The sequence below is a fragment of the Desulfurivibrio nitratireducens genome (genome assembly GCF_044068515.1).
GTDB lineage: Bacteria > Desulfobacterota > Desulfobulbia > Desulfobulbales > Desulfurivibrionaceae > Desulfurivibrio.
In genome coordinates this window covers 25516-48234 of sequence record NZ_JBIPKI010000013.1, presented here as the reverse complement: position 1 = coordinate 48234, position 22719 = coordinate 25516, and the positions used below count along the sequence as shown (strand labels likewise).

The window sequence follows — 22719 nt, the reverse complement described above, 5'->3', positions numbered from 1 at the left end:
ACGCCCCCCGAAGCCAAGCCAGCACAGGGAGCGGGGCCGCACACGAACCACGAGAAAATAATACCACGGGCGGGCCGCTTCTGCAAGCGGCGCTTGCCATTGCCCGGCGGCGTCCTGTTTTCCCCTGCAACATCGAGAAGCGCCCCCTCGTTGACGGCGGATTCAAGGCCGCAACCACCGACCCGGCCACGATTGAAAAATGGTGGACGGATCACCCCAACGCCTTGATTGGATCACCCACCGGCGGGAACCATTTTGTTCTGGACATTGACTTGCCCCACGGCCCGGCAGCCCTGGAAGCATTGGAAGCGGAGCATGGGCCGCTACCTGTCACCCTGGAACAGAAAACCGGTGGCGGTGGGCGGCAGCTCTTTTTCAAGATGCCCCCCGGTGCCGACATTCGCAATTCAACAAGCAAGATCGGCCCCGGCTTGGATATTCGCGCGAATGGTGGATATTCGATTCTGCCCCCTTCCCCGCACAAGAGCGGCGGGCGCTACGAATGGAAGAACAAGGAACAGATGGCAGATGCCCCGGCCTGGCTGGTTGAAGCAGTATCAAAAAAGCCGGATAAAGCCACCGGGACGGCCACCGGGACAGGGCTTGACCCCTACGCGGAAAAGGCTTTTCGTGATGCCCTGGGCGCGGTGATGACTGCCCCGGAGGGGACACGGAATGCTGAATTGAACCGGCAGGCCCACGGCTTATACGGGTTGGCCCTGGCTGGCCGATTGAATGAGCAGGAAATCACCCGGCAGCTTGAGGTGGCAGGATCGGCGGCCGGGCTATCCGGTAACGAGATTGCGGCCACCCTGGCAAGCGCCCAAAAAGCGGCGCAACCGCGAGAGGCAAAACAAACCGGGAACACCGGGAACACCGGGGACAGCCTAGAGCGGCAAGGGGTTAAAGCGTCCCCGGTACGGAAAAAACAACCGGGAACACCGGGGACGGATGCCCGGTTCACGGTTAGCAGCTCCGGCGTTTACCACAAGTCAGACGAACCAGACGCGGCCCCGCTTTGGATCAGCGCCCCGCTCCACGTTCGAGCAATGACCCGGAACGAGCATGGCGAATCATGGGGCCGACTGCTGGAGTTTACAGACCCGGACGGGCGGCGGCATGACTGGGCTTGTCCCCTGGAACTGCTGGCCGGTGATGGGCTAGAGTTTCGAAAGGTTTTGATGGCCCAAGGGTTGCGCGTGGCCCCCGGCAGCAAGGCCCGGCAACTGCTGGCCCACTACGTACAAATCGCCCCGACGGATGCCCGCTGTTTGTGTACCGACCGGCCAGGGTGGCACGGCGCCGCTTATGTCCTACCGGGGCAAACCATCGGAGAGCAACCAGGGGAGCGCGTCCTGTTGCAAACCACCGGCGAACCGCCCCGGCTGCGGCAAGCTGGCACGGTGGAAGGGTGGCGGGAAAACCTGGCGAGGTACTGCGTCGGCAACACCCGGCTGGTGGTGGCCGTTTCGGCGTCCTTTGCGGCCCCGCTGCTGAACCTGACCGGCGACGAATCCGGCGGCCTGAATCTGGTTGGCAGCAGCAGCACCGGAAAAACCACGGCCCTGAGAGTGGCGGCTACCGTATGGGGCGGCCCGGATTATGTGAACCGCTGGCGAGCAACTGACAACGGGCTTGAAGCGGTGGCGGCTGTTCACAATGACGGCCTTTTGATTCTGGACGAACTGGCACAGATCGACCCCCGGCGGGCCGGTGAAGTTGCCTATATGCTGGCAAACGGCACGGGCAAACACCGGGCGCGGCGGGACGGAATGGCCCGGACGGCGGCAACGTGGCGCCTGCTGTTTTTGTCGGCCGGTGAGGTTGGCTTGGCGGATCACATGATGGAGGCCGGGCGGCGTGTCAAGGCAGGCCAGGAGGTGAGGCTTGCCGATATTCCGGCGGATGCTGGCGCGGGTTTTGGGCTTTTCGAGGAATTGCACGGGTTCACTTCCGCCGGAGCTTTTGCGGATCACCTGGCAGAGCAGGCCGGGAAACACCACGGGACCGCGATCATTGACCACCTGGCCCGCCTGACAAAAATAGACCCCGCACAAATCAAGGCAGCTTTCGACCACCTGCGGGCCGATTTTATCAGCGAGAACGTCCCGGCCGATGCAGACGGCCAGGCCCGGCGGGTGGCAGCCCGGCTGGCCCTTATTGCGGCCGGTGGTGAGCTGGCGCAACCAACAACCGGATGGCCCAAGGGCGAAGCAATCAAAGGCGCGGCGGCGTGTTTCGCTGCGTGGCTGAACCGACGAGGCGGAGCCGGGAGCCAGGAAGAGGCGGCGGCCCTTTCTCAGGTGCGCCACTTCATCGAATCCCACGGCGAAAGCCGATTCAAAGACCTGGACGGCCACGACGGCCGAACCATCCACCAGCGGGCCGGTTATCGCCGAACCACGGAAAGCGGGACAGAGTTTCACGTTTTGCCGGAAGTGTTCAAGCGCGAGTTGTGCGCCGGGATGGATCACCGCGCGGTTGCTAGGATTTTGAGAGAGCGCGGCCACCTAAGAACCGAGGCCCCCGACCGGCTGACCATGAAGACCCGCAACGGCCGGGTTTACATCATAGGAGGGCTTACTGATGAAAGCTGATTACTTCGGCGAAATCTTGGCGGCCGTCCCCGGTGTCCCCGGTAGCGCAAAACCAACCGGGGACGGGGAAAAGCCGCATGGTTCTAAGGTGTCCCCGGTGTCCCCGGTGTCCCCGGTTCAAAAGACAACAACCGGACGGACGGCCAGCGGCTACGGCTGCGGACGATGCGGCGCAAACCTTTACCACGACACCCCGAAAGGCTGGAAGTGTTCCGGCTGCGGCAAAGTGTTTGCGATTATCGGCGGCAGTAGAGGACCCCGGGTGCAAATACACTAAAGAGGATAGGCCATGAAATTAACACCGATTAAGGCAATCCGGCGGAAGTGCCTGGACTGCTCCGGCGGGCAACCCCTCGAAGCGCGGCTCTGCCCTGTAGCAAGCTGCCCCATTTGGCCGTATCGGATGGGGAAGCGTCCGAAAGCATGTGGAACACCCAGAATCCAAAAAAATGTGAGGTAGCCCCCGGTTTTTGAGCAGGAAAAGGCCATTGATACAGGCCGTGAGCCATCAAGCAGGGGGAACATCATAATTTGGTCCAGGAGGACCGAAACCAGTTGAGGAGTACAGAATGAAAACGAGACAAACAGACTGGAAAGCGGTTGAGAAGGATTACCGGGCCGGAGCTCTGCCTCTGCGGGAGATCGGCCGGCGCCATGGCACGAGCCACACGGCGGTGAGGTTGAGAGCCAAAGCGGCGGGATGGAAGCGGGAGGAGGGGAATGTCACGAGTACGCGCGCGCGTGAGGCCAGGGGGGGATTGCCCGATTTTTCTGAAGTCCAACGCGAGGCCAAGGCCGACGAGCCGGAGCAAGGCTCGGAAGACCGGCCGGCCAAAGATGCAGACAAAGGTTCGGTGGAAGTAGCCCGGACCGAACAGGCTAAGGCGGAGGCCGCAGCGGAACGCCACCGGGCACAGCTCCACCATTTCCAGGAGATGATTGCCGGCATGGAACAGCGCCTGGACCAAATCAAAGGCCGGCAGGTGGAACTGGCGCAGCAGATTCCAGACATGCTGGCCCAGGTCCTGCTCGGCAATACTGAGCGGAAAGACCTGAATACGCTGCGGATGGAATCGGGCGAAAACAAGTTTCTGCTTGCCAACCTGCCGCATGCGATTGCCTTGATCCGGGAAAAGGAAGCGGCCGCCCGCGGCGAAACCAGCCGTTTTGCCGCCCTGGCGGAGCAATGGAAACACTGGCCGGCTTTTGAAAAACTGGCCCACCGGCACATTTCATCGGGCCAAGCCCCGGAATCAACAGAGGAAGATCGGAGTTTGAGATACGCCGCAAACCTGGCTGGAGCAATGCACCAAGTCAACGACCTGATGCATGCCTTAGCAAACTACGACCTGGAGTGTCGGACTCGTCGTGGTCCGTTTGTGTTTGAGTTGAAGCCGCCGGCTACGGTGGAATAACATCCAACCAACAGAGGGAGAAATAAAGATGGAAGAAAAAACGAAAGATCAGCCGGCAGAAACTTCGCGGGCCATTCGTCATGGCAACCTCAAGCGGGACTGGCCGATGGTCCGGCCCGGCTTAGAAAAGTTCAAGGAGCGTTTCGGGGAAGAATGGCTGCCTGAGGATATTTACCGCTTGGTCAAAACCGGGCGGGCTTCCCTGTATGTCAGCGACCAGGCGTTTGCTGTTCTGCAACCGATCGCCGATGAGTTCACCCGTCAACCCGCTTACCATCAACGATTCTCACTTCTTTTGCGTCCAGCTTGCAGGACTCCCAATTTATCCCCCTTTCCTCTTCCTCCGGCGCCCAATTGCGCAATCGCTCGGGCCAAAGCGTATGCCCCAGCAGGTGAGAGATAAGCAGCTCCCGGACAAAGGTGGAAAGTGCAATGTCCGTCTTTCCAGCTAATTCCTTGAGGTCGTTTTTGATCTTCTCGGGGAGAAATAGCTTTATTGGGACAATATTCTTTCCCATACCAGGTACTACATCGGTGGCGGGGGATCTTGAATACATTACAGGCCGGCTTCCTTCTGATTGGGGCTGATAATAAAGGCCGGTTTTTTCTCGGCGCATGCGTAGCAACTCATGTTCCCCATAGAGATAAACGGTAAGAAACTCTCGCAGATAGCAGGCCCCGGTCAGGCCGTGAAGTTCTACAACATCATCCAGCGCCTGTTTGCATCTCGTCGGTAGCCAAACCCTGAGTTGGCCGGTATTTTCATGCAGCTTGTCTATGCCGTCGCGGGTGATGATCTGCTCAAGACCAGGGGTACTATCACTGTCAGTCGAGCGCCTCGCTTTCTTTTTTATGCCAAAAAACCACACATTTATCCCTCTATCTGCAAAATTCCCCTATTCTTTGTCTTGCAGTGGGGTTCCCCCGACTGATAGGGTTATGGGAAATATCCTGATAAACTGGGATTTACAGGGCTAATTAAAGCCGTCATCACCAACTATATCAAGCAATTTCCATCATTAAATCTTAGCAGAGGAGGTCACAATGAGGCGCTTAGTTATTGTCCTGTTCGCTGTGTTGGCTTTTGCAGCCACTTCACATGCATGGAGTGGCTACGATTACGATAGAGGTAGCTATGTTGAAATTGAGAGGGGAAATCTGGTGCGACCAGGCCGGGAGATCGAGTTCTACGACTATGACTCCGGGGAATATCGCTATGGTGATGTAGAGTCAATTCGACGTTTTGGCTCATCGGTAGAAGTCGAGGTTTATGACCGAGATACAGGAGAATATCGCTTGTTCGAGATGGATGGCAGATAAAAAGATGGGTGTGCTGCACAAACAGCCCTAAAAGGGGGGGGAGTTATGACAAAGCTGATCTTGGCCATGATAATGGTGATGGCACTGGTGACGGTTTCTTGGGCAGATACTTATGTTCAAGGGTATTTCCGATCCGACGGGACTTATGTCCAGCCCCATTACCGATCATCTCCAAACCAGTACAAGTTTGACAATTACTCGAGCCAAGGCAACAGTAATCCTTACACAGGTCAGAAGGGCGAGCAGCGTCATGAGTTCAGTAATCCGCCAGGTTACAATCAGCCTTGGGGGCAAGGCACAAGAAGAAGATAGGCAAGAGGGGGCTTGCATGAAAATTATGTTCTTTGGTGCCACAATGACAGCTTTGTTATTGCTGGGAAGCGGTTTTGGACAAGGATCCATTGCTTATGGAAGTGTTTACGGAGCAGGGCTTTTGGCATGCGAGGCTTTAAGCGAAGAATCGCATGAGGACATGAATGCAGTGCACCAACTCAGATATATGTCATTATCCTGGATCCAAGGATACGCTACAGCAACCATGGCAGCAATTGAGGCAAAGGGATCTAGAGGAGGGACCATAGAAGCCATGTTTTTCTTAAAAGATTATTGCAGCGAAAACCCAACCGCTACTATTTTGGACGTGGCCAACAGGTTTGTCTGGTATTTATTGGACGCCGAATAATGGTAGTAAGCCTACAAGGAGACGACCGTGAAACAATTGATCCTATTAGCCGGGGTAGTATTGCTGGCCGGTTGCGCCACAACCGGCACAACCTGGTGGGACCACGACACCAAGAAATCTTCACAGGAATGGCACCAGGACTTGGCCCGTTGCGAAGCCATGGCGGGCTCGGCCGGTTCGGCGCAAATCTTCTACCCCACCGGCAACAACCCCGGCGCGTCCTTTGCCCAGGGCTGGAATACCGGCTCCGGCTACCAGGCGGCGGAGGCCCGGGACCGCATTATGACCAACTGCCTGCGGGGCGAAGGTTGGTATCTGGTTGAAGATTAAGCGGTATGGATAATTAGCAAGTTACCCCTGGAAAGGAGTTTACCCTCATGAGATACAAAATGCTCTGCGCCATGAGTATCTTGCTTGTTTTCATGCTTATTGCTACGGAACCAGCGAAGGCCGAAGCGAAAGAAGATTGCGAAGAACTGATTCAAGTAGCGAGAGAAGTAAGCAACCAATTGCCTCTCCAAGTGGATTACATGACAAGAATGGTTGCCATGAACGCTGTGTATTTACGTGGGCACTGTGTTGTAAGTTTCGGTTATTCGGTGGATGAAGACGCTTTAATAAAAGAGATCCAGTACTCTGTTCAATCAAGAACAGGCAGCACCCCAAGTAAGCATGAGATCATAAGGCACTTGAACTCAGAAGCAGGGAGGCAAGAACTGCGGGAGGCTGTGTTTTTAAATCTGCCACCGAACCTGCGTGAACTGGCTGAATGGCCCTTATTCATTCTACAAATGACGTACAGCTACACTGGGGCAAATATTAAGCCGTTTTTTATTGAATTGGATTGAGCTTCCCGGCAAAGAAAGCACCCATCAAGAAACGCCCATGTAAACTTGGCAAAGGAAGGCTTATAGCCGAAGACTCAAAGAATCTCTAAGGGCTTTTTCCATGCAACGTGAAAAAGTGAGGATCACATGAGCAAGCGAGTTTACCCGGGCTTGGAAAAGATCGACCAAGTGACAAGGATTCCGGCCGTCGCGGACCTGCTGACGAAGACGCTGGACGCTGTGGAGAAGAAGCAGCGGCTCCGCGTGTCCCGGAACCACAAGCCAGAGAAGAAGCAGTCCGCCGATCCAAGTCGCTTAACTCCATCCGAAATCGATTCGTTGAAGCAAGCCGCAGAATCGGCCTATCAGAGTACGCGGGAGAAGTACCCAAATATTCGCTTCGCGAAGCCTTAGCCTTCTGCAATACGCTTTCCACCGATCATCTAAAGCAGGGCCGGTTCACCGTCATGGTTGGCCGGCCTTTCTTTTTCCAGGCCTGGTGAGAGCGACCGCGGGGTAATGGTTCGTTGCATCCCTGCAGGGTGTAACCCTCGGTGTAACCTTCATTGAACCCTTCGCCGGAAACAGATCAAGGCCAAGGCAGCCGACAAGGTACGCAAGGAAGCGGTACGCAGCGGTACGCAGGGGGTACGCAGGGATTCGCCACCAGGTGCGCGCGCGATAGACTTCACCAGCGCCGCCGATGGGTGTAACTGGAAAGCCCATGTGTTGACCGGCGTGCAGCCCATGTTGTCGATTCTGGAAAGGTGTCGTTGTTTTGCAAAGCCCTTTCAGGTTTCAGCAAGTAGCGAAATTGGTTTCCACGATCTTTTGTTGTTAGGATGTGGCCGTTCCCTTCTTTTGCTTGCTGCATAGGGGTTTAGCGGTGATTGCCTCCATGCCTGGCCTGATTTATCCTACATCACTACACGCGCGCGTACGCGTACTCGTCAGCCGGGCCGATTTTATGGGAGTCACACGCGAGCAGAGACGGCACTGACACTGACAGGGGAAACGTGCGAGATTGCAGAAAGGGTTGTGAAGTTGCTGCCAGGGACACCAAAAGCGCCCATGTAAAGGTGACAGTTTCCGGTGGCCACAAGGGGCGCTCTCCGCTCTTCTGTGCGTGATTGGATGGCAGCGGACAGCGAAGTTTTCCATGCCATCGCGCGCGGGCGAGAAGAAGGGCAACAGGGCCCCGAGGAAACACCAAAGGAAACAAGCAACGCAACACCCCTACGCGGGGGTAATCACGACAAGCAGCGGTGAGCGGTATGTCTCTGTTCACGGACGTGATTACTTGGATACCTTGCTGGACACCAGCGCCCTGGGTCTACCTCTTCGGGCGGACGTGATCGTGTAAAAGCGTGGTAACCGAGTTTGGTAACCGACGCCGGTGGTAACCGACGCCCTGAGCCTACCTAAGCGGGCAGGAGGGGGCACCTCATCTTTGAGTAAAATTTGCCCCCTGGGTGGGAAATAAGGTGGGAAATAAAAAAAGGACTTACGGCATTTTCACCGTAAGTCCTTGATTTCTCTGGTGCGCCCGGCAGGATTCGAACCTGCGACCTACGGCTTAGAAGGCCGGTGCTCTATCCGGCTGAGCTACGGGCGCCTGATAAAAAAATCTTAGATACGCAACGACGTCGCCGATCCCTGGATGCAACTTGTTTTTCCCCTCGGCTTCGCCAGCGGAACTGTTGGGGGGAAAATTACGCCAAGCCCAGAGGGGAAGGTTTCGCCAGGTAAGTCGGCGGAGATCCTCTTCGCGCTCCGGGAGGCAAGAATACCGGGTTTACCGGGCCGGCGCAGCAAAAAAAAACGCCCCCGGGAGATCCGAGGGCGTTGGGGTAAACTGTTCCAACAGCTTTCTGTAGCTCATACCTCCCGGCCGATTGGTCCAGGAGAAGAAAACGGGCGCGGGTGCCGCAGATTCGAGCCAGCGCGCCGGCGCCGCGTACCTCAGTACGCAAGCCGGGGAGCTGGCTTGAAGATGTGGTGTCCGCGCCCGTTTTCTACATCATGCCGCCCATGCCGCCCATGCCGCCCATGCCGCCCGGCGGCATGCCGCCGCCGCCCTTATCCTCTTCCGGGTGTTCGGCGATCATGCATTCGGTGGTGAGCAACAGGCCGGCGACGCTGGCCGCGTTCTGCAGCGCGAAGCGGGTTACCTTGGCCGGATCGATGACCCCGGCTTCCAGCAGGTCTTCGAATTTCTCGTTGTCGGCGTTGAAGCCCTTGGCGTCCTTCATGCCCTTGACCTGCTCGACGATCACCGAGCCTTCGAGGCCGGCATTGTTGGCGATCTGGCGGACCGGCTCTTCCAGGGCCCGGGCCACGATCTTCTTGCCCAGGTCTTCTTCGTGGCTCAGCTTCAGCTCTTTGAGGGCCTTGAGGCAGCGCAGGTAAGCCACCCCGCCGCCGGGGACGATCCCTTCCTCCACCGCGGCGCGGGTCGCGTTGAGGGCGTCTTCCACCCGGGCCTTCTTTTCCTTCATCTCGACCTCGGTGGCAGCCCCGACATTGATCACGGCCACCCCGCCGATCAGCTTGGCCAGGCGCTCCTGGAGCTTCTCGCGGTCATAGTCGGAGGTGGTTTCCTCGATCTGAGCCCGGATCTGCTTGACCCGCCCTTCCAGCTTGTCCTTGTCGCCGGCGCCGTCAATGATGGTGGTGGTGTCCTTGTCGCAAACCACCCGCTTGGCCTGGCCCAGGTCGTTGATGGTGATATTTTCCAGCTTGATGCCGATGTCCTCGGATACCACCTGGCCGCCGGTCAGGATGGCGATATCCTCCAGCATCGCCTTGCGGCGGTCGCCGAAGCCGGGAGCCTTGACCGCGGCCACATTGAGGGTGCCGCGCAGCTTGTTGACCACCAGGGTGGCCAGGGCCTCGCCATCCACGTCCTCGGCGATAATGACCAGGGGCTTGCCCATCTTGGCGATCTGCTCGAGAATGGGCAACATGTCCTTCATGTTGCTGATTTTTTTCTCGTTGATCAGGATGAAGGGCTCCTCGAGGTTGACTTCCATCTTCTCGGGATCGGTGACGAAATAGGGAGAGAGGTAACCCCGGTCGAACTGCATGCCTTCGACCACGTCCAGCGAGGTCTCCATGCTCTTGGCTTCTTCCACCGTGATGACCCCTTCCTTGCCGACCTTGTCCATGGCCTCGGCGATGATCTTGCCGATGGTGGGATCGTTGTTGGCGGAGATGGTGCCGACCTGGGCGATTTCCTTCTGGGCCTTGGTGGGCTTGGCGATATTCTTCAGTTCGGCCACCACCGCGGCCACCGATTTTTCGATGCCGCGCTTGATGTCCATGGGGTTGTTGCCGGCGGCCACCAGCTTGGAGCCTTCGGTGTAGATGGCCTGGGCGAGAATGGTGGCGGTGGTGGTGCCGTCACCGGCCACGTCGCTGGTCTTGGAAGCTACTTCCTTGACCATCTGGGCGCCCATGTTTTCGAACCGGTCCTTGATTTCGATTTCCTTGGCCACGGTGACCCCGTCCTTGGTGATGATGGGGGCGCCGAAGGACTTCTCGATCAGCACGTTGCGGCCCTTGGGGCCGAGGGTTACTTTGACCGCGTCGGCCAGGGTGTTGACGCCCCGGAGGATCGACTCGCGGGCCTTGGTTCCGTATTTCAGGTCTTTTGCTGCCATAATATTTTCTCCTTCAAACTTCGCTTGGAATTATTGGTAAGGGTTTTTACTTTTCCACCACGCCGAGAACGTCATCCTCACGCATGATCAGAAATTCCTCGCCATCGATCTTGACCTCGGTGCCGCCATACTTGGAGAAAAGAACCCGGTCGCCGGCCTTGAGCTCCACCGGTACCCGCTCGCCCTTGTCGTTATGGCGCCCTTTGCCTACCGCAACCACGGTGCCCTCCGCCGGTTTTTCCTTGGCGGTGTCGGGAATGATGATCCCACCCTTGGTTTTTTCCTCTTCCTCCAGTCGCTTGACCAGAATACGATCATTTAATGGCCGAATTTTCATGGACTACCTCCGTCTAACGTTAATCTGACAATTAGGATCAAGCTCGCAAAAAGCGCTTTGGCCCAGGGGCGTATCCCCAACAACAAGTTGCCGACCCGGCCGGACGACCCGGCGGCTTTTGCGAAGCCGACCATTAATGGGGTTGCAGCGAAAACAAACCGGACCGCCAAACCGGAGGCCGTCCGGAAAACCAGTCAAACCCAACCATGGCCGCATGGATGGCGCAAACCATATGTACGGACAGGGGAAAAATCAAGAGCCTGGCGAAAAAAAATTCTCGCCGGGACAAAACCCGCCAAAACCAATAAATGGCGCGCGGGTCAACGGCGCTGAGCCGCCCCGGCGCTTGCCCGGTTGATGACGGTTTAGGCGGGGCTTAAGGGCTTAGAGCCGGATAACCCAGCCGTAAGGATCGGCCGCCCGGCCGTGCTGGATGGCGGTAAGTTCGGCAAAGAGCCGCTGGGCCAGCTCTCCGGTCTTGCCCTGGTTGATCAGGCAGTCCTGGCCCCGGTAATGCAGGGATCCCACCGGGGAAATCACCGCCGCCGTGCCGGTGCCGAAAACCTCGAGCAATTCCCCGTTCTCGCTGGCGGCCAGCACCTCGTCGATGGCGATCTGGCGCTCCTCCACGGGCAACCCCCAGTCGGCCAGGAGATGCAGCACCGAATCCCGGGTGATGCCCGGCAGAATGCTGCCGGAAAGCGGTGGGGTGATGATGCGGTCCCGGAAGACGAAGAAGATGTTCATGGTACCGACTTCTTCAACATAGCGGCGCTCCCGGGCATCGAGCCACAGTACCTGGGTAAAGCCCTGCTTCTGGGCTTCCACCGCCGCCATGATGCTGGCGGCGTAATTGCCGGCGGTCTTGGCCTCGCCGACCCCGCCGGCCACCGCCCGAACATAGGTGTCGGTGACGAAAATCTTCACCGGGTTGAAACCTTCGGGATAATAGGCGCCCACCGGGCTCATGATGATGAAAAATAGGTATTCCTTGGCCGGCCGCACCCCCAGGCCGGCCTCGGTCGCCACCATGGTCGGCCGGATATAAAGAGAAGCCCCGTCGGCCCGGGGCACCCAGTCGGCGTCGACCCGCAGCAGCGCCTGAAGCCCGGCGAAAGCGGTTTCCACCGACAACTGCGGCATGCACATCCGGGCGGCGGAACGATTCATCCGCTCCAGGTTGGCCAGGGGCCGAAAAAGATAAATTCCGTCATCCTGGCCCCGATAGGCCTTCAAGCCCTCGAAGATCGCCTGGCCGTAGTGCAGCACCATGGCCGCCGGATCCAGGGAAAAGGGGGCGTAGGGCCGTACCTCGGGCTCATGCCAGCCCCGGGCCGCATCATAGGCCATGACCAGCATATGATCGGTAAAAATCTTGCCGAAGCCCAGCTCGTTTTCGTTGGGCCGGGCCTTGAGTTCAGCCGGCGCCCGCTTTTCCGTTTTTATGTTCATCAGACAATCCGTTCCCTGCAGAAATGACTCGGGCCCGCAGCCCGAAAAATGGTACGCAATATAACGAAGTTCCAGTTCAATGGGAACAGATTATTTTTTTCGGCTCCGCGAAAAGCGACTCCGTCCCTTGGCGCTCTTGGCAACTTGTGGGTTTGCTGCTATCATTGCCCAGGTAAGGCCCTCAACAGCGAGGCTGTCTAATCGCTGGCCTATGCCGGTAATTCAAGGTAGATTGAAAAAACAGGGTTCGGCCGGCGCCGCCCTTATGCCGGGATGACTTCCAGACCACCAAATCGACCCCAGGACGGGCAAATGCAAGAAACTCCGCCATCCCCGATGGTTTTGCGCTATTTTCTCATCCTGTTCCTGATCTCCATTGTGCTGGCCGGCAGACTGCTCTGGCCCTTTATTTCCATTCTGGTCCTCTCCTTCCTGCTGACCAGCATCTTCCGCCCCATCTACTGTGGGCTCAACCGCAAACTGCCGGACTTTATCGCCTCTTTGCTGACCTGCACCCTGGTGGTGCTGCTGGTGTTCATTCCCCTGGTCTTCTTCATTACCGCCCTGGCCCAGGAGGCCCAGGGGCTTTATGAATGGAGCCGGGGGGCGGGAGCCGGCCTGGCCCAGATGCTGCGCACCTTCCAGGAAAGCCCTCTTTATGTCCGCCTGCAGGAAACCGCCGCGTTGCTGGGCTTCTCCCTGGAGCCGGAAGACATCAGCCGCACCCTGGCCGATCTGGCCCGGGTGGCGGGCCTTTTTCTTTACAACCAGGCCAGCGGCTGGGCCGCCAATATCATGATGTTCGTCTTCAGCTTTTTCCTGATGTTTATCACCATTTTTTTCCTGCTCATCGAACAGGACCGCTTGCTCAACTACATTTTCCGGCTCTCGCCCCTGCCCGACGATCAGGAACGACGGCTGTTCGCCAAGTTCGACGAAATCACCGGGGCGGTTCTGATCGGCAACGGCATCTGCGCGCTGATCCAGGGGGTGCTGGGCGGCCTGATTTTCCTGGTATTTTCCCTGGGGCCGCCGGTCCTCTGGGGAGCAGTTATGGCGGTGCTGGCCTTCCTGCCGATCTTCGGCATCGGCCTGGTCCTGGTGCCGGCCGCTATTGTGCTGGGATTCAAAGGGAATCTGCTCGGGGCGGTGATTTTATTTATGCTTTACGGGGTCATCACCGTGACCATCGAATACTTTCTCAAGCCAAAGCTGGTGGGCAGCCGGGTCAAAATGCACACCCTGCTGGTTTTTCTCAGCATAATCGGGGGTTTGAACGCCTTCGGGTTTCTCGGCATCATCTACGGCCCCCTGATCATCACCGCCTTTCTAACCCTGGCGGAAATCTACCTGAGCAGCTACGACCGCTATGTAAAACAGGTCAAGCCGGAGTGATCGTCCCGGCCTGCAGCAGGGTATAGCGGCGCTTGATCAGGTTGGCCACCAGGCCGGTCCAGCCGGTCTGGTGGCAAGCCCCGAGACCCAGGCCGGTATCGCCGTGAAAGTACTCGTGGAACAAGCGCAGGTCGCGCCAGGCCGGATCGTGCTGAAAGGGACTGTCCGCCGCCAGGCCCGGGATGCGGCCCTGGTCGTTGCGGCGAAAAATACTGATTAAACTTTCCGCGAGCAGATCGGCCACTTGCCGCAAGTCCAGTTCGCCATCCCCCCGCCCCGGTACCTGCACTTTGAACTCGGGACCAAGGTAGCGATGGAATTTAGTCAGGGCCTGGATGATGGAATAGTTGATCGGCATCCAGACCGGTCCCCGCCAGTTGGAATTGCCCCCGAAAAGACCTGATTGCGCTTCCCCCGGTTCATATTCGATCAGGGCCTGGCCCACTCCCGGCAGGTTCCCCAGTTGCCGGTGTTCCCGGTGAATCCGGCTGACTCCGCGAATCCCGTGGGGGGAAAAAAATTCCTCGGCGTTGAGGAGCCGCTTGAGGATCCGGGGAATCATGGTGTGGTCCACCAGGGCCAGCAGCCGTTCCCCGTGCTCGTTGGTCTTGTTGGGACAGGCGCAGATGGTATGCCCGTCGAACATCCCGCCCCCGTGTTCTTCGAGCAGGGCTTTGAAGCGGGGCACTTTCTCAATGATGTCCGGGGTTACGATTTCCGTCGCCAAGAGGGGGATCAGGCCGACATAGGAATAAACATCGATATGATGGAATTCACCGTCGGGAGTGGCGACAAAATCCTTGAAAAAGCCGGCCTGCCGGTCCCAGAGCGACGGTCGTTGAGCGCTGTGCCCGGCAATGGCGTTGGCGATGGCCAGGAACTGCTGATAGCACTGAATGGCCATATCCTCATATTCCTGCTCTTCCCGGGCCAGCTCGAGGGCCATTCCGGTTAGGTTGAGGGCGCACATGGCCATCCAGCCGGTGGCATCGGCCTGCTTCAGGCTGAAGCCGGGGGGCAGCGGCTGGGAGCGGTTATAAATGGAGATGTTGTCCAATCCCATGAAGCCGCCCTCGAAGACATTGAGGCCGTCGCGGTCATGGCGATTGAGCCACCAGGTATAGTTCATGATCAGCTTGTTGAAAACCCGGCGGAGAAAGTGGAGATCGCCGCGGCCTCGCTGCCGGCGCTCGGCTCGGAAGACCTTCAGGGCCGCCACCGCGTGAATCGGCGGATTGATGTCGCCAAAATCCCATTCATAGGCGGGAATCTGGCCGTTGGGATGGAGATAGCGGTGGCGCAGGAGCAGTTCGAGCTGTTCCTTGGCGAAATCGACATCGAGGTGGGCGAAGACCATGGCCTGATAGGCCAGATCCCAGGCGGCAAACCAGGGATATTCCCAGCTGTCGGGCATCGAAATAATATCGGCGGCCTGAAGGTGGCGCCAGTTCCGGTTGCGCCCCATGGTTCGCGCCGGCGGCGGCGGCCGGTCGCCATCGAGCCAGCGGGCCACATCGAAGTGGTAGAACTGCTTGTTCCAGATCATCCCGGCCATGGCCTGGCGAAAAATCAGGGCGTCTTCGCCGCTGGCTCCCGGCAGCAGTTGGGCGTAAAAGGCGTCGGTTTCCCGCCGGCGCCGGGCAAACAGGGCGCTCAAGCCGGCAAAGGGTTCCGGCCGGAGGGGCTGGGCGGTCAACAGCAATTCCACCTGGCGCTCTTCTCCGGGCTCGCAGGTGATCTCATGCCAGGCGGCGAACTTGGTCCCGGTGGCGGCCGGATTAACCGCCCCCTTGTCACCCTCCACCACCCGGCGATGAAAGGCGTCCTTGACATAGGACGAGGGGTTGGGGGCACCGAAAAGGCGCTCCAGGTTGCTCTCGTTTTCGCTGAACAGGCAGCGGGCGACCTGGCGGCCGGCGAGAAAATAGCGGCCCAGGCCGGCGTGGCGGGCCTCCACGGTCCAGGCGGCCCGGTCGGACTCAATCAGGCTTATAACCGGCTTTTCTGCCGCGCCGCCATCCTCCCAGGACCAGGTATTGCGGAACCAGAGGCTGGGCAGCAGGTGGAGGGTCGCGGCGGCCGGCCCCCGGTTGCCGACCTTGATCAGGACGCCGATGGTGGTGGGGGATTTCTTGGCATAGCTGATTTCCACATCCCAGTAGCGGTTTTCCGCCAAAGCGCCGGTGTCCAGCAGACCAAAAGGGGGGTCTTGGCGGGAACGCCGCCGGTTTTCCGCCACCAGCTCGGCATAGGGAAATTCGGCCTGGGGGTATTTGTAGAGGTAGCGGAGATAACTGTGGCTGGGGGTGGCGTCGAGATAAAAATAATACTCCTTGACGTCCTCGCCATGACTGCCCTGCTTGCCCGTGAGGCCGAACATCCGTTCCTTGAGGATGGGATCGCGCCCGTTCCAGAGGGCCACGGCCAGGCAGAGCCGCTGGCCGGCGTCGCAGATGCCTCCCAGGCCGTCTTCATGCCAGCGGTAGGCCCGGCTGACCGCCTGCTCGTGGCTGAAATAATCCCAGGCCTCCCCATCGGAACTGTAGTCCTCCCGCACCGTGCCCCAGGCCCGTTCGCTTAAATAGGGCCCCCAGAGGCGCCAGTCCTGCCGGCCCTGCTGCCGGGCCGCGAGGCGTTGCTGTTCCGCGCTGAGCTTGCCGCTGGCCATAAAGGTTGCCTCCCGTTGAGGTTTGGCCCGGAAGGCCTTTATTGCCCGGCCTGGTCCTGGTTTTCGCCGCAGGCCCGGCCCTTGAAGCTGAAAAAGAACTTGAGCCCCTTGCGGACCAAGGGGGAAAAAATCTTGGGGGCGAAGATCGCCCCGGCCACCTTTTTGTTGATCTCCCCCAGGGTGGGGTAGGGGTGAATGGCGGCGGCGATTTTGGCTAAACCCACCCCGCCGTTGAAGACCGCCACCCATTCGCTCAGCAACTCGCCGGCCCGAGGCCCCAGGATCTGCACCCCCAGCGGTTTTTCCCGCCGATCCAGCAGCAGCTTGATCCGGCCGCCGCTCTCCCCGGCGGCCAGGGCCCGGTCGTTGGCGGCGAACTCTTCGCTCCAGACCGTGTAATCGATCCCGGCCGCCCGGGCCCTTTTCTCGTTGAGGCCGATGCTGGCCAGTTCCGGCTGGGTATAGGTGCACCAGGGAACCCGGCTGTAATCGACCTTCTGGGGCAGATGGAAAACGGCGTTGCGCAGCACCACGCCCCCTTCGTAACCGGCGACATGGGTGAACTGATGGCCGCCGATGACATCACCGGCGGCGTAAATATGCTTGTGGCTGGTCCTGAGCCGACTATCGACCTTGATCCCCCGCTGATCGGCGGCAATATCCAGCTTATCGAGCCCCAGGCCCGCCACATTGGCCGAACGGCCCAAGGCCACCAGCAGGGCCTCGGCCTTAAGGGTCCGGTTCTCGCCGGCCTGGTTTCTGACCACCACTTCACGCTCCCGGCCCAGATCGCCGACCCGGACCACCGCGGCGTCAAGCTCGAAAACCACCCCTTCCCGCTCCAGTTCCTGCTGGACCAGGCTCGCCAGATCGGGATCTTCCTTGCTGAGGATCTGGCCGCTGCGCTGGATCACCGTCACCCTGCTGCCCAGTCGGCTGAAGGCCTGGGCCATTTCAATGGCGATGGGTCCGGCACCGAGCACGATCAGCGAGGCGGGCAACCGGTCCAGATAGAAGATTTCGCGATTGGTCAGATAGGGGGTCCGTTCCAGGCCTTCAATCGCCGGCACCGCCGGGGAAGAACCGGTGGCAACCACCCAGCTCCGGGCGGAAATCGACCGGCCGGCCAGGGAAATAGTATGTTCATCGCTAAAGCGCGGATCCCCGAACTCCACCTTGGCCCCGAGCCGGCAAAAGCGCTCCACCGAGTCGTGCTGCTGGATCACTCCGATTACCGAACGAATCCGGGCGGAAATTTCCCGGAAATCAACGGGCGGGGGCGCAAGCGCCGGCAAGCCGAAGCGGGGCCCGCTTTTCATCAGGTGATAGACATGGGCCGTCTTGATCAGGGTTTTGCTGGGCACGCATCCATAATGAAGACAGTCGCCGCCCAGGGCCTCTTCCTTTTCGACCAGCAGGGTTCTGGCTCCCAGTTGGGCCGCCCCCGAAGCCACGGTCAGACCAGCCGCCCCGCCGCCGATAATGCCGAGGTCATAGTCATATTTGCTCATCTTTTTTTCCCTCCGGGGTGGGTACGGCCTCTCGCAAAGCCTTACGGGCGATCTGGGTAATATAAATGGTGACGGCCAGGGTGGCCAGCAGCCCCAGCCCCTGAAAGACCAGCTCCCAGGGCCCGGCCGGCGGGCTTTCGACCAAAGCCGCCCGGGCCAGGTTGCCGGCCAGGGCTCCGGCGTAAACGTAGAGCAGGGTGCCGGGCATCATCCCGATCCAGGAGGCCAGGACGTAGTGAGAAAAAGGAATTTTGGTCAGACCGTAGGCGTAGTTGATCAGGTTGAAAGGAAAAACCGGGCTCAGCCGGGTCAAAAAGACGATTTTCCAGCCCCGCTCGGCTACCGCGACATCGATGGCGGTGAATTTGGCGTTGGCGGCCACTTTTTTTTCAATGGCTTCCCGGGCCAGAAAGCGGCCCAGCAGAAAGGCCAGGGCGGCTCCGGCGGTACTGCCCACCGAAACGGCGACAAAGCCCCCGACCAGGCCGAAAATCGCCCCCGCCCCGACGGTGAGAATGAAGCCGGGCAAAAAGAGGACGGTGAAAAAGGCGTACAGCAGGGAAAAAACCGCGTAGCCGGCAAAACCCAGGCCCTCCACCCATTGCAGCAGGTCCAGGGCCAGTTCCCGTACCGGCAACAAAACAAAAGCCAGGAGACCGGCCGCGACCAGGCCGGCCAAAAGCAATAAGCGACTTTTCATCAGGCCGTCTCGCTCCAGTCAATGTTGACTTGCGCCACCCGCGGAATACAGCGCGGCAATAAAGAGAATGCTCCGGCCCAAAATGTATTGCCTGGATTGTAGCATCTTCCCAGGAAACCATAATGGCGGCCGAAACCCACAACCATGTCCTCTACCGGCAAAGGCTCCGTAATAGCCCTTTTGCTGCTTGAAAGCGGAAAATACCGTCCCAGTGGGGCCGGCGTTTTTTAACGCCCTCAACCTGTTATTTTGCCGCCGCCCTTGGCTGGTCGGCCGTTGGCAAGGTGGCCCCCTGGCAGGACGAACCCGCCCCGGCGGTGCAGGCAAAGCAGTGGTTGGCGATGACGATTTCCCGCCCTGCCAGGGTCCGGTGGTCGAAGGAAAAAATATCAGCCGGGGCGGTGCCGGCCACCGGCAGGTCCAGCATCTGGTTGAAATCGCAATCGTAAAGGGTGCCGTCGGGGCTGACGGAGATGGTCTCGCGGCACATTGCCCGGCCGGCGGCGGCGGGATTGTAGGCCGCCTGCAGGGCCAGCATGTAGTCGCCCAGGTTGCCCGAGCTTTGCAGGTATTCGAGATAGCGGCCCACCGGGCAGTTGGTCAGGCAGAAAAGCTGATTGAACTCCACCCCGTGCTCTTCGGCCAGAACCCGGCGATAGTCGGCTTCCAGGGCTCCCTGTTCGCCGGGGAGATAGGCGCCCACCGGGTTGTGGACCAGGTCCAAAACCAGGCCGCTGCCGGGACGGCCGTAGCCCTGGGCGTTGAGCCGGCGCATCACCGCGATGATCGCGGCGAAAACCCCCGGCCCGCGGAGCCGGTCGGTTCGCTCACCCCGGGCATCGGGCAGCGAAGCCACCAGTTCCACCCGGTGGCGCGCGTAAAACTCAACCAGATCGGCAAATTCCGGTTCCTGGAGGACCACCAGGTTGGTCCGGACCAACAGCCGCTTGCCCAGGGCGGCCAGGCGGGCCACCAGTTCGCGGAACCGGGGATGGAGTTCGGGGGCGCCGCCGGTGACATCCAGGGTGGTGATGGCGGGCAGCGCCGCCACCTCGAGGCATTTTTCCAGCACGGCGTCATTCATCTGGCGGCCCTGTTCGGGACCGGCCTCGACGTGGCAGTGCCGGCAACGGAGGTTGCAGCGCCGGGTGATGTTAAGCTGGAGAATCTTGACCGCGGCGGCCCGGAAGGGGAAAAAACCGGTGCGGCGCAGACATTCCCTGAAGGAGGGACCGGGTACCGACATCGGGCTACATCTCCTTTTGCCGGAGGATCTTGCGAACCTGGGTGGCGTGAGCCAGGGTGTCGCCGGCCACCATGGCCGCCCCGACATGGATGGCCTCCAGCATTTCATCGCCGGTCAGCCCCAGGGAAAGGCACTTGTTGGTGTAGGCGTCGATGCAGTAAGGGCAGTGGCGCACCGTCGCCACCGCCAGGGCGATCAGGGCCTTTTCCCGGGCGCTCAGGGCGCCGGGGGCGGTGGCCTTGGCATAGTAGTCGAAAAAAGCCCGCCCCTGCTCCGGGGCCTGTTCGGCAATCCTGGGAAAATCCTGCAAATCCTTTTTCTCGTAATAGTCGTCAGCCATAAACCGCTCCTTTCTCCTTGTCTTCTCGGGCCGGCGCTGGTAACAATAACTATGCTCCGCCCTCGCGAGAGGGGCGGAGCAGTTTTTTCCATATCAGATGGTTGCCCCCGCCCCCACCGAACTTTTTACGTTAGAAACCCTTGCAGGTCAAGCTATGAGTGTTATCGGCATAATCGGGGGTTCCGGCCTGGAAGACCCGCAAATCTTTACCCAAGCGCGGGAAGTGGTGGTCGAAACCCGCTACGGCCTCCCCTCCTCGCCCCTGCTGCGGGGCCGCCTGGCCGGCCGGGAAGTGGTCCTGCTGGCCCGCCACGGCCGGCAACACACGATCCCGCCCTCCCGGGTCAATAACCGGGCCAACCTGCTGGCTTTGCAGGAACAGGGCTGCACCCATATCCTGGCCAGCGCCGCCTGCGGCTCCCTGCGCCCGGAAATCGGCCCCGGTGAGCTGGTAATCCCCGATCAGTTCATCGATTTCACCCGGCAGCGGGCTCTCACCTTTTACGAGGAATTCGCGCCCGGGATCGAAAACGCCCGCCATGCCGCCCTGGCCGATCCCTTTAACGCCGAGTTGCGGCAATTATTGATCGCCGCCGGCCGCCGCCAGCAACTGCCCCTGCACGAGCAGGGCACCATCCTGACCATCGAAGGGCCCCGGTTTTCCACCCGGGCCGAATCGCGGATGTTCCGTCTCTGGGGAGCCGATCTGGTCAACATGACCATCAGCCCGGAGGCGATCCTGGCCGGAGAGCTGGGCCTGCCCTACGCGGTGATCGGCATGGTCACCGACTACGATTCCTGGAAGGAGGATGAACCGCCCCTGCGGGTACCGGAACTGGTGGCGGTTTTCCGGGGCAATATCGCCAGGCTCACCGGTCTGATGCTCGCGGTCCTGCCCCAAATCGCCGCGGTCGAATAGCGCCCGAGCCGGGCTAAGACAAATATTTTCGGGCGGCCGGGCCAAAATGCCGCCGTGGGCAACATAGAGGCCATACCGGTGACGAGTGTCCCCAAAACCATCATTAAACTGTTGATTTTCGCCCGCTATCCCAATCCGGGCCAGGCCAAGACCCGGCTGATTCCGGCCCTGCGGCCGGACCAGGCCGCCCTTTTATACCGGCGGCTGAGCGAAAGGGTGCTGGGCGCCGCCCGCCAATTCCAGGCCGAGAACGACGCCGGCGGCGGAATCGCTACCACCATCCGGGTCTGTTTTACCGGGTCCGACAGCCGCAGTTTCCGCGCCTGGCTGGGCAATGACCTGGAATACCAGCGCCAGGCCGAGGGCGATCTCGGCCGTCGTTTGACCCAGGCCCTGGAATTGGCCTTTCAGCACCGCCTGGCCCACCAGAGCTGTGACGGCCAGGAGTGCGGCATTCCCCTCAAGGATCGCAAGACCGGCGAAGAAACCGAAATGGCCCTGGTGCTGGGCACCGATCTGCGGGATCTGACCCCGGCCCTGCTCCACCAGGCGGTTGCGCAACTGCGAGCCCACGACCTGGTCCTCGGGCCGGCCCTGGATGGCGGCTATTACCTGCTGGGGCTGAAAAAACCACAGCCCGGACTTTTCCGGGCAATCGACTGGGGCAGCGCCCGGGTCCGAGAACAGACCCTGGCCGCCGCCGCCCGCCTGGGCCTGAGTTGCGGCCTGCTGCCGGCCCTGGCCGATATCGACCGGCCCGAGGACCTGGCCGGGTTGGCGCAGAATCCCGATTTCGGGGAAATTTTCGACCGACCGCCCTTGCTTTCGGTGATTATCCCCACCTTGAACGAAGCTGCTCACCTGGAACAAACCCTGGCCCAAATCCTCAGCCGGGGGCAACCGGCCCCGGCGCCAGCGCCGACCACCTGCAAGTACCGCGGCTGCAGCCAGCCCCAGGCTCCCGGCCCGCAGCCCGGGCCTGGAGCCCCCGGTGCCATGGACCGCACGGAGCCCGGTCCGCCAACTGCCCCCCCGGCCGCGGCCCTTGAAATTATCGTTGCCGATGGCGGCAGCCGGGACCAAACCCGGCAAATCGCCGCCCGGGCCGGGGCGGTGGTCCTCAATCTCAGCGGCAACCGGGCGGCCCGGCTCAATGCCGGGGCGGCCAAGGCCCGGGGAACCATGCTTTTTTTTCTCCACGGCGATTCCCTGCCACCCCCCGCTTACCCGGAGCTGATTCGCCGGACCCTGACCGATCCCGCCACGGTGGCCGGGGCCTTCAGCTTCCGCCCCGACCGGGAGAGTTTGGCCCTGCGCCTGATCACCTGGGGCGCCGGCCTGCGCTCACGCCTCGGCCGCCTCCCCTACGGCGATCAGGGGTTATTCCTGGAAAAAAGGGTGTTTAACGAACTGGGCGGTTTTGCCGCCCTGCCCATCATGGAGGATTTCGAACTGGTTCGGCGCTTGGGCAAACGGGGCCGGATCGCGATTCTGCCCGAACCGGTGATCACTTCCGCCCGGCGCTGGCAGCAACAGGGGGTCCTGCGAACCTTTCTCGTCAACCAACTGATGGTGCTGGGTTTCCTGCTCGGGATCGCCCCCGAGCGCCTGGCCCGCTTCTATCGGCGCGGCCGAGGGTCAGCCTGAA

19 protein-coding genes and 1 tRNA gene are annotated in these 22719 nt (G+C 60.3%); 10 read left to right on the top strand and 10 right to left on the bottom strand.

Translation table 11 applies throughout. The annotated features are described in order from the left end of the window. Together ACHHTY_RS05595 and ACHHTY_RS05590 are read left to right on the top strand one after the other, a co-directional pair. Positions 1 to 2597, top strand: a 2597-nt coding sequence (locus tag ACHHTY_RS05595; RefSeq protein ID WP_395493116.1) for a DUF927 domain-containing protein, incomplete at its 5' end; no start/stop codon positions are given. A gap of 569 nt (positions 2598 to 3166) precedes the next feature. Then, positions 3167 to 4012: a hypothetical protein gene (locus ACHHTY_RS05590; RefSeq protein WP_395493115.1), complete on the top strand. Its 846-nt coding sequence runs from the start codon at positions 3167 to 3169 to the stop codon at positions 4010 to 4012. A gap of 254 nt (positions 4013 to 4266) precedes the next feature. Here the strand turns inward: ACHHTY_RS05590 and ACHHTY_RS05585 are convergent, their stop codons facing one another. Beyond that, positions 4267 to 4881, bottom strand: coding sequence for a hypothetical protein (locus ACHHTY_RS05585; RefSeq protein WP_395493114.1), 615 nt, complete (start codon positions 4879 to 4881; stop codon positions 4267 to 4269). A 175-nt stretch (positions 4882 to 5056) separates the two neighbouring features. Here ACHHTY_RS05585 and ACHHTY_RS05580 point away from each other — a divergent pair, with 175 nt between their 5' ends. The 5 genes from ACHHTY_RS05580 (at position 5057) to ACHHTY_RS05560 (ending at position 7255) form a co-directional block, all read left to right on the top strand. Beyond that, positions 5057 to 5332, top strand: coding sequence for a DUF5334 family protein (locus ACHHTY_RS05580; protein WP_395493113.1), 276 nt, complete (start codon positions 5057 to 5059; stop codon positions 5330 to 5332). A gap of 250 nt (positions 5333 to 5582) precedes the next feature. Further along, entirely contained in the window at positions 5583 to 6014 is a 432-nt protein-coding gene (locus ACHHTY_RS05575; protein ID WP_395493112.1) for a hypothetical protein, read from the top strand. 27 nt (positions 6015 to 6041) lie between these two features. Then, positions 6042 to 6344: a hypothetical protein gene (locus ACHHTY_RS05570; protein ID WP_395493111.1), complete on the top strand. Its 303-nt coding sequence runs from the start codon at positions 6042 to 6044 to the stop codon at positions 6342 to 6344. A 47-nt stretch (positions 6345 to 6391) separates the two neighbouring features. Then, positions 6392 to 6862, top strand: a complete 471-nt coding sequence (locus ACHHTY_RS05565; protein ID WP_395493110.1) for a hypothetical protein — start codon at positions 6392 to 6394, stop codon at positions 6860 to 6862. A 126-nt stretch (positions 6863 to 6988) separates the two neighbouring features. Then, the gene (locus ACHHTY_RS05560) at positions 6989 to 7255 is read left to right on the top strand and encodes a hypothetical protein (RefSeq protein ID WP_395493109.1); all 267 of its coding nucleotides are present in this window, start codon (positions 6989 to 6991) and stop codon (positions 7253 to 7255) included. A 1124-nt stretch (positions 7256 to 8379) separates the two neighbouring features. On the opposite strand, the gene ACHHTY_RS05555 is transcribed toward ACHHTY_RS05560, so the two are convergent. The 4 genes from ACHHTY_RS05555 to ACHHTY_RS05540 form a co-directional block, all read right to left on the bottom strand. Next, positions 8380 to 8456 (bottom strand) — tRNA-Arg (locus ACHHTY_RS05555). Positions 8457 to 8856: 400 nt separating this feature from the next. Then, a complete protein-coding gene (gene groL / locus ACHHTY_RS05550; protein WP_395493108.1) occupies positions 8857 to 10503 on the bottom strand; it encodes a chaperonin GroEL in 1647 nt (548 codons plus the stop codon). 46 nt (positions 10504 to 10549) lie between these two features. Beyond that, positions 10550 to 10840, bottom strand: a complete 291-nt coding sequence (gene groES / locus ACHHTY_RS05545) for a co-chaperone GroES (RefSeq protein ID WP_395493107.1) — start codon at positions 10838 to 10840, stop codon at positions 10550 to 10552. Positions 10841 to 11224: 384 nt separating this feature from the next. Continuing rightward, on the bottom strand, positions 11225 to 12292 hold the full coding sequence (locus ACHHTY_RS05540; protein WP_395493106.1) for a branched-chain amino acid aminotransferase: 1068 nt from the start codon (positions 12290 to 12292) through the stop codon (positions 11225 to 11227). 312 nt (positions 12293 to 12604) lie between these two features. Between ACHHTY_RS05540 and ACHHTY_RS05535 the strand changes: the two genes are divergently transcribed. Beyond that, positions 12605 to 13687 carry an AI-2E family transporter gene (locus ACHHTY_RS05535; RefSeq protein WP_395493105.1) on the top strand — a complete coding sequence of 361 codons (1083 nt, stop codon included), beginning with the start codon at positions 12605 to 12607 and terminating at the stop codon, positions 13685 to 13687. On the opposite strand, the gene ACHHTY_RS05530 is transcribed toward ACHHTY_RS05535, so the two are convergent. The 5 genes from ACHHTY_RS05530 to ACHHTY_RS05510 form a co-directional block, all read right to left on the bottom strand. After that, positions 13674 to 16355: an MGH1-like glycoside hydrolase domain-containing protein gene (locus tag ACHHTY_RS05530; protein WP_395493104.1), complete on the bottom strand. Its 2682-nt coding sequence runs from the start codon at positions 16353 to 16355 to the stop codon at positions 13674 to 13676. The two genes, ACHHTY_RS05535 and ACHHTY_RS05530, sit on opposite strands and share 14 nt — an antisense overlap. Positions 16356 to 16393: 38 nt before the next feature. Further along, on the bottom strand, positions 16394 to 17866 hold the full coding sequence (locus ACHHTY_RS05525) for a dihydrolipoyl dehydrogenase family protein (protein WP_395493103.1): 1473 nt from the start codon (positions 17864 to 17866) through the stop codon (positions 16394 to 16396). Continuing rightward, entirely contained in the window at positions 17853 to 18566 is a 714-nt protein-coding gene (locus ACHHTY_RS05520; protein ID WP_395493102.1) for a TVP38/TMEM64 family protein, read from the bottom strand. Before ACHHTY_RS05520 ends, ACHHTY_RS05525 begins: the two co-directional genes overlap by 14 nt. Positions 18567 to 18810: 244 nt before the next feature. Continuing rightward, on the bottom strand, positions 18811 to 19812 hold the full coding sequence (gene arsS, locus ACHHTY_RS05515) for an arsenosugar biosynthesis radical SAM (seleno)protein ArsS (RefSeq protein ID WP_395493101.1): 1002 nt from the start codon (positions 19810 to 19812) through the stop codon (positions 18811 to 18813). 4 nt (positions 19813 to 19816) lie between these two features. After that, entirely contained in the window at positions 19817 to 20152 is a 336-nt protein-coding gene (locus ACHHTY_RS05510) for an arsenosugar biosynthesis-associated peroxidase-like protein (RefSeq protein WP_395493100.1), read from the bottom strand. 154 nt (positions 20153 to 20306) lie between these two features. Here ACHHTY_RS05510 and mtnP point away from each other — a divergent pair, with 154 nt between their 5' ends. Further along, complete coding sequence (gene mtnP / locus ACHHTY_RS05505) at positions 20307 to 21071, top strand: S-methyl-5'-thioadenosine phosphorylase (protein ID WP_395493099.1); 765 nt, start codon at positions 20307 to 20309, stop codon at positions 21069 to 21071. Between the two features lie 78 nt (positions 21072 to 21149). Beyond that, positions 21150 to 22718, top strand: coding sequence for a TIGR04283 family arsenosugar biosynthesis glycosyltransferase (locus ACHHTY_RS05500; RefSeq protein WP_395493098.1), 1569 nt, complete (start codon positions 21150 to 21152; stop codon positions 22716 to 22718). The last annotated feature ends 1 nt before the right edge of the window (position 22719 follow it).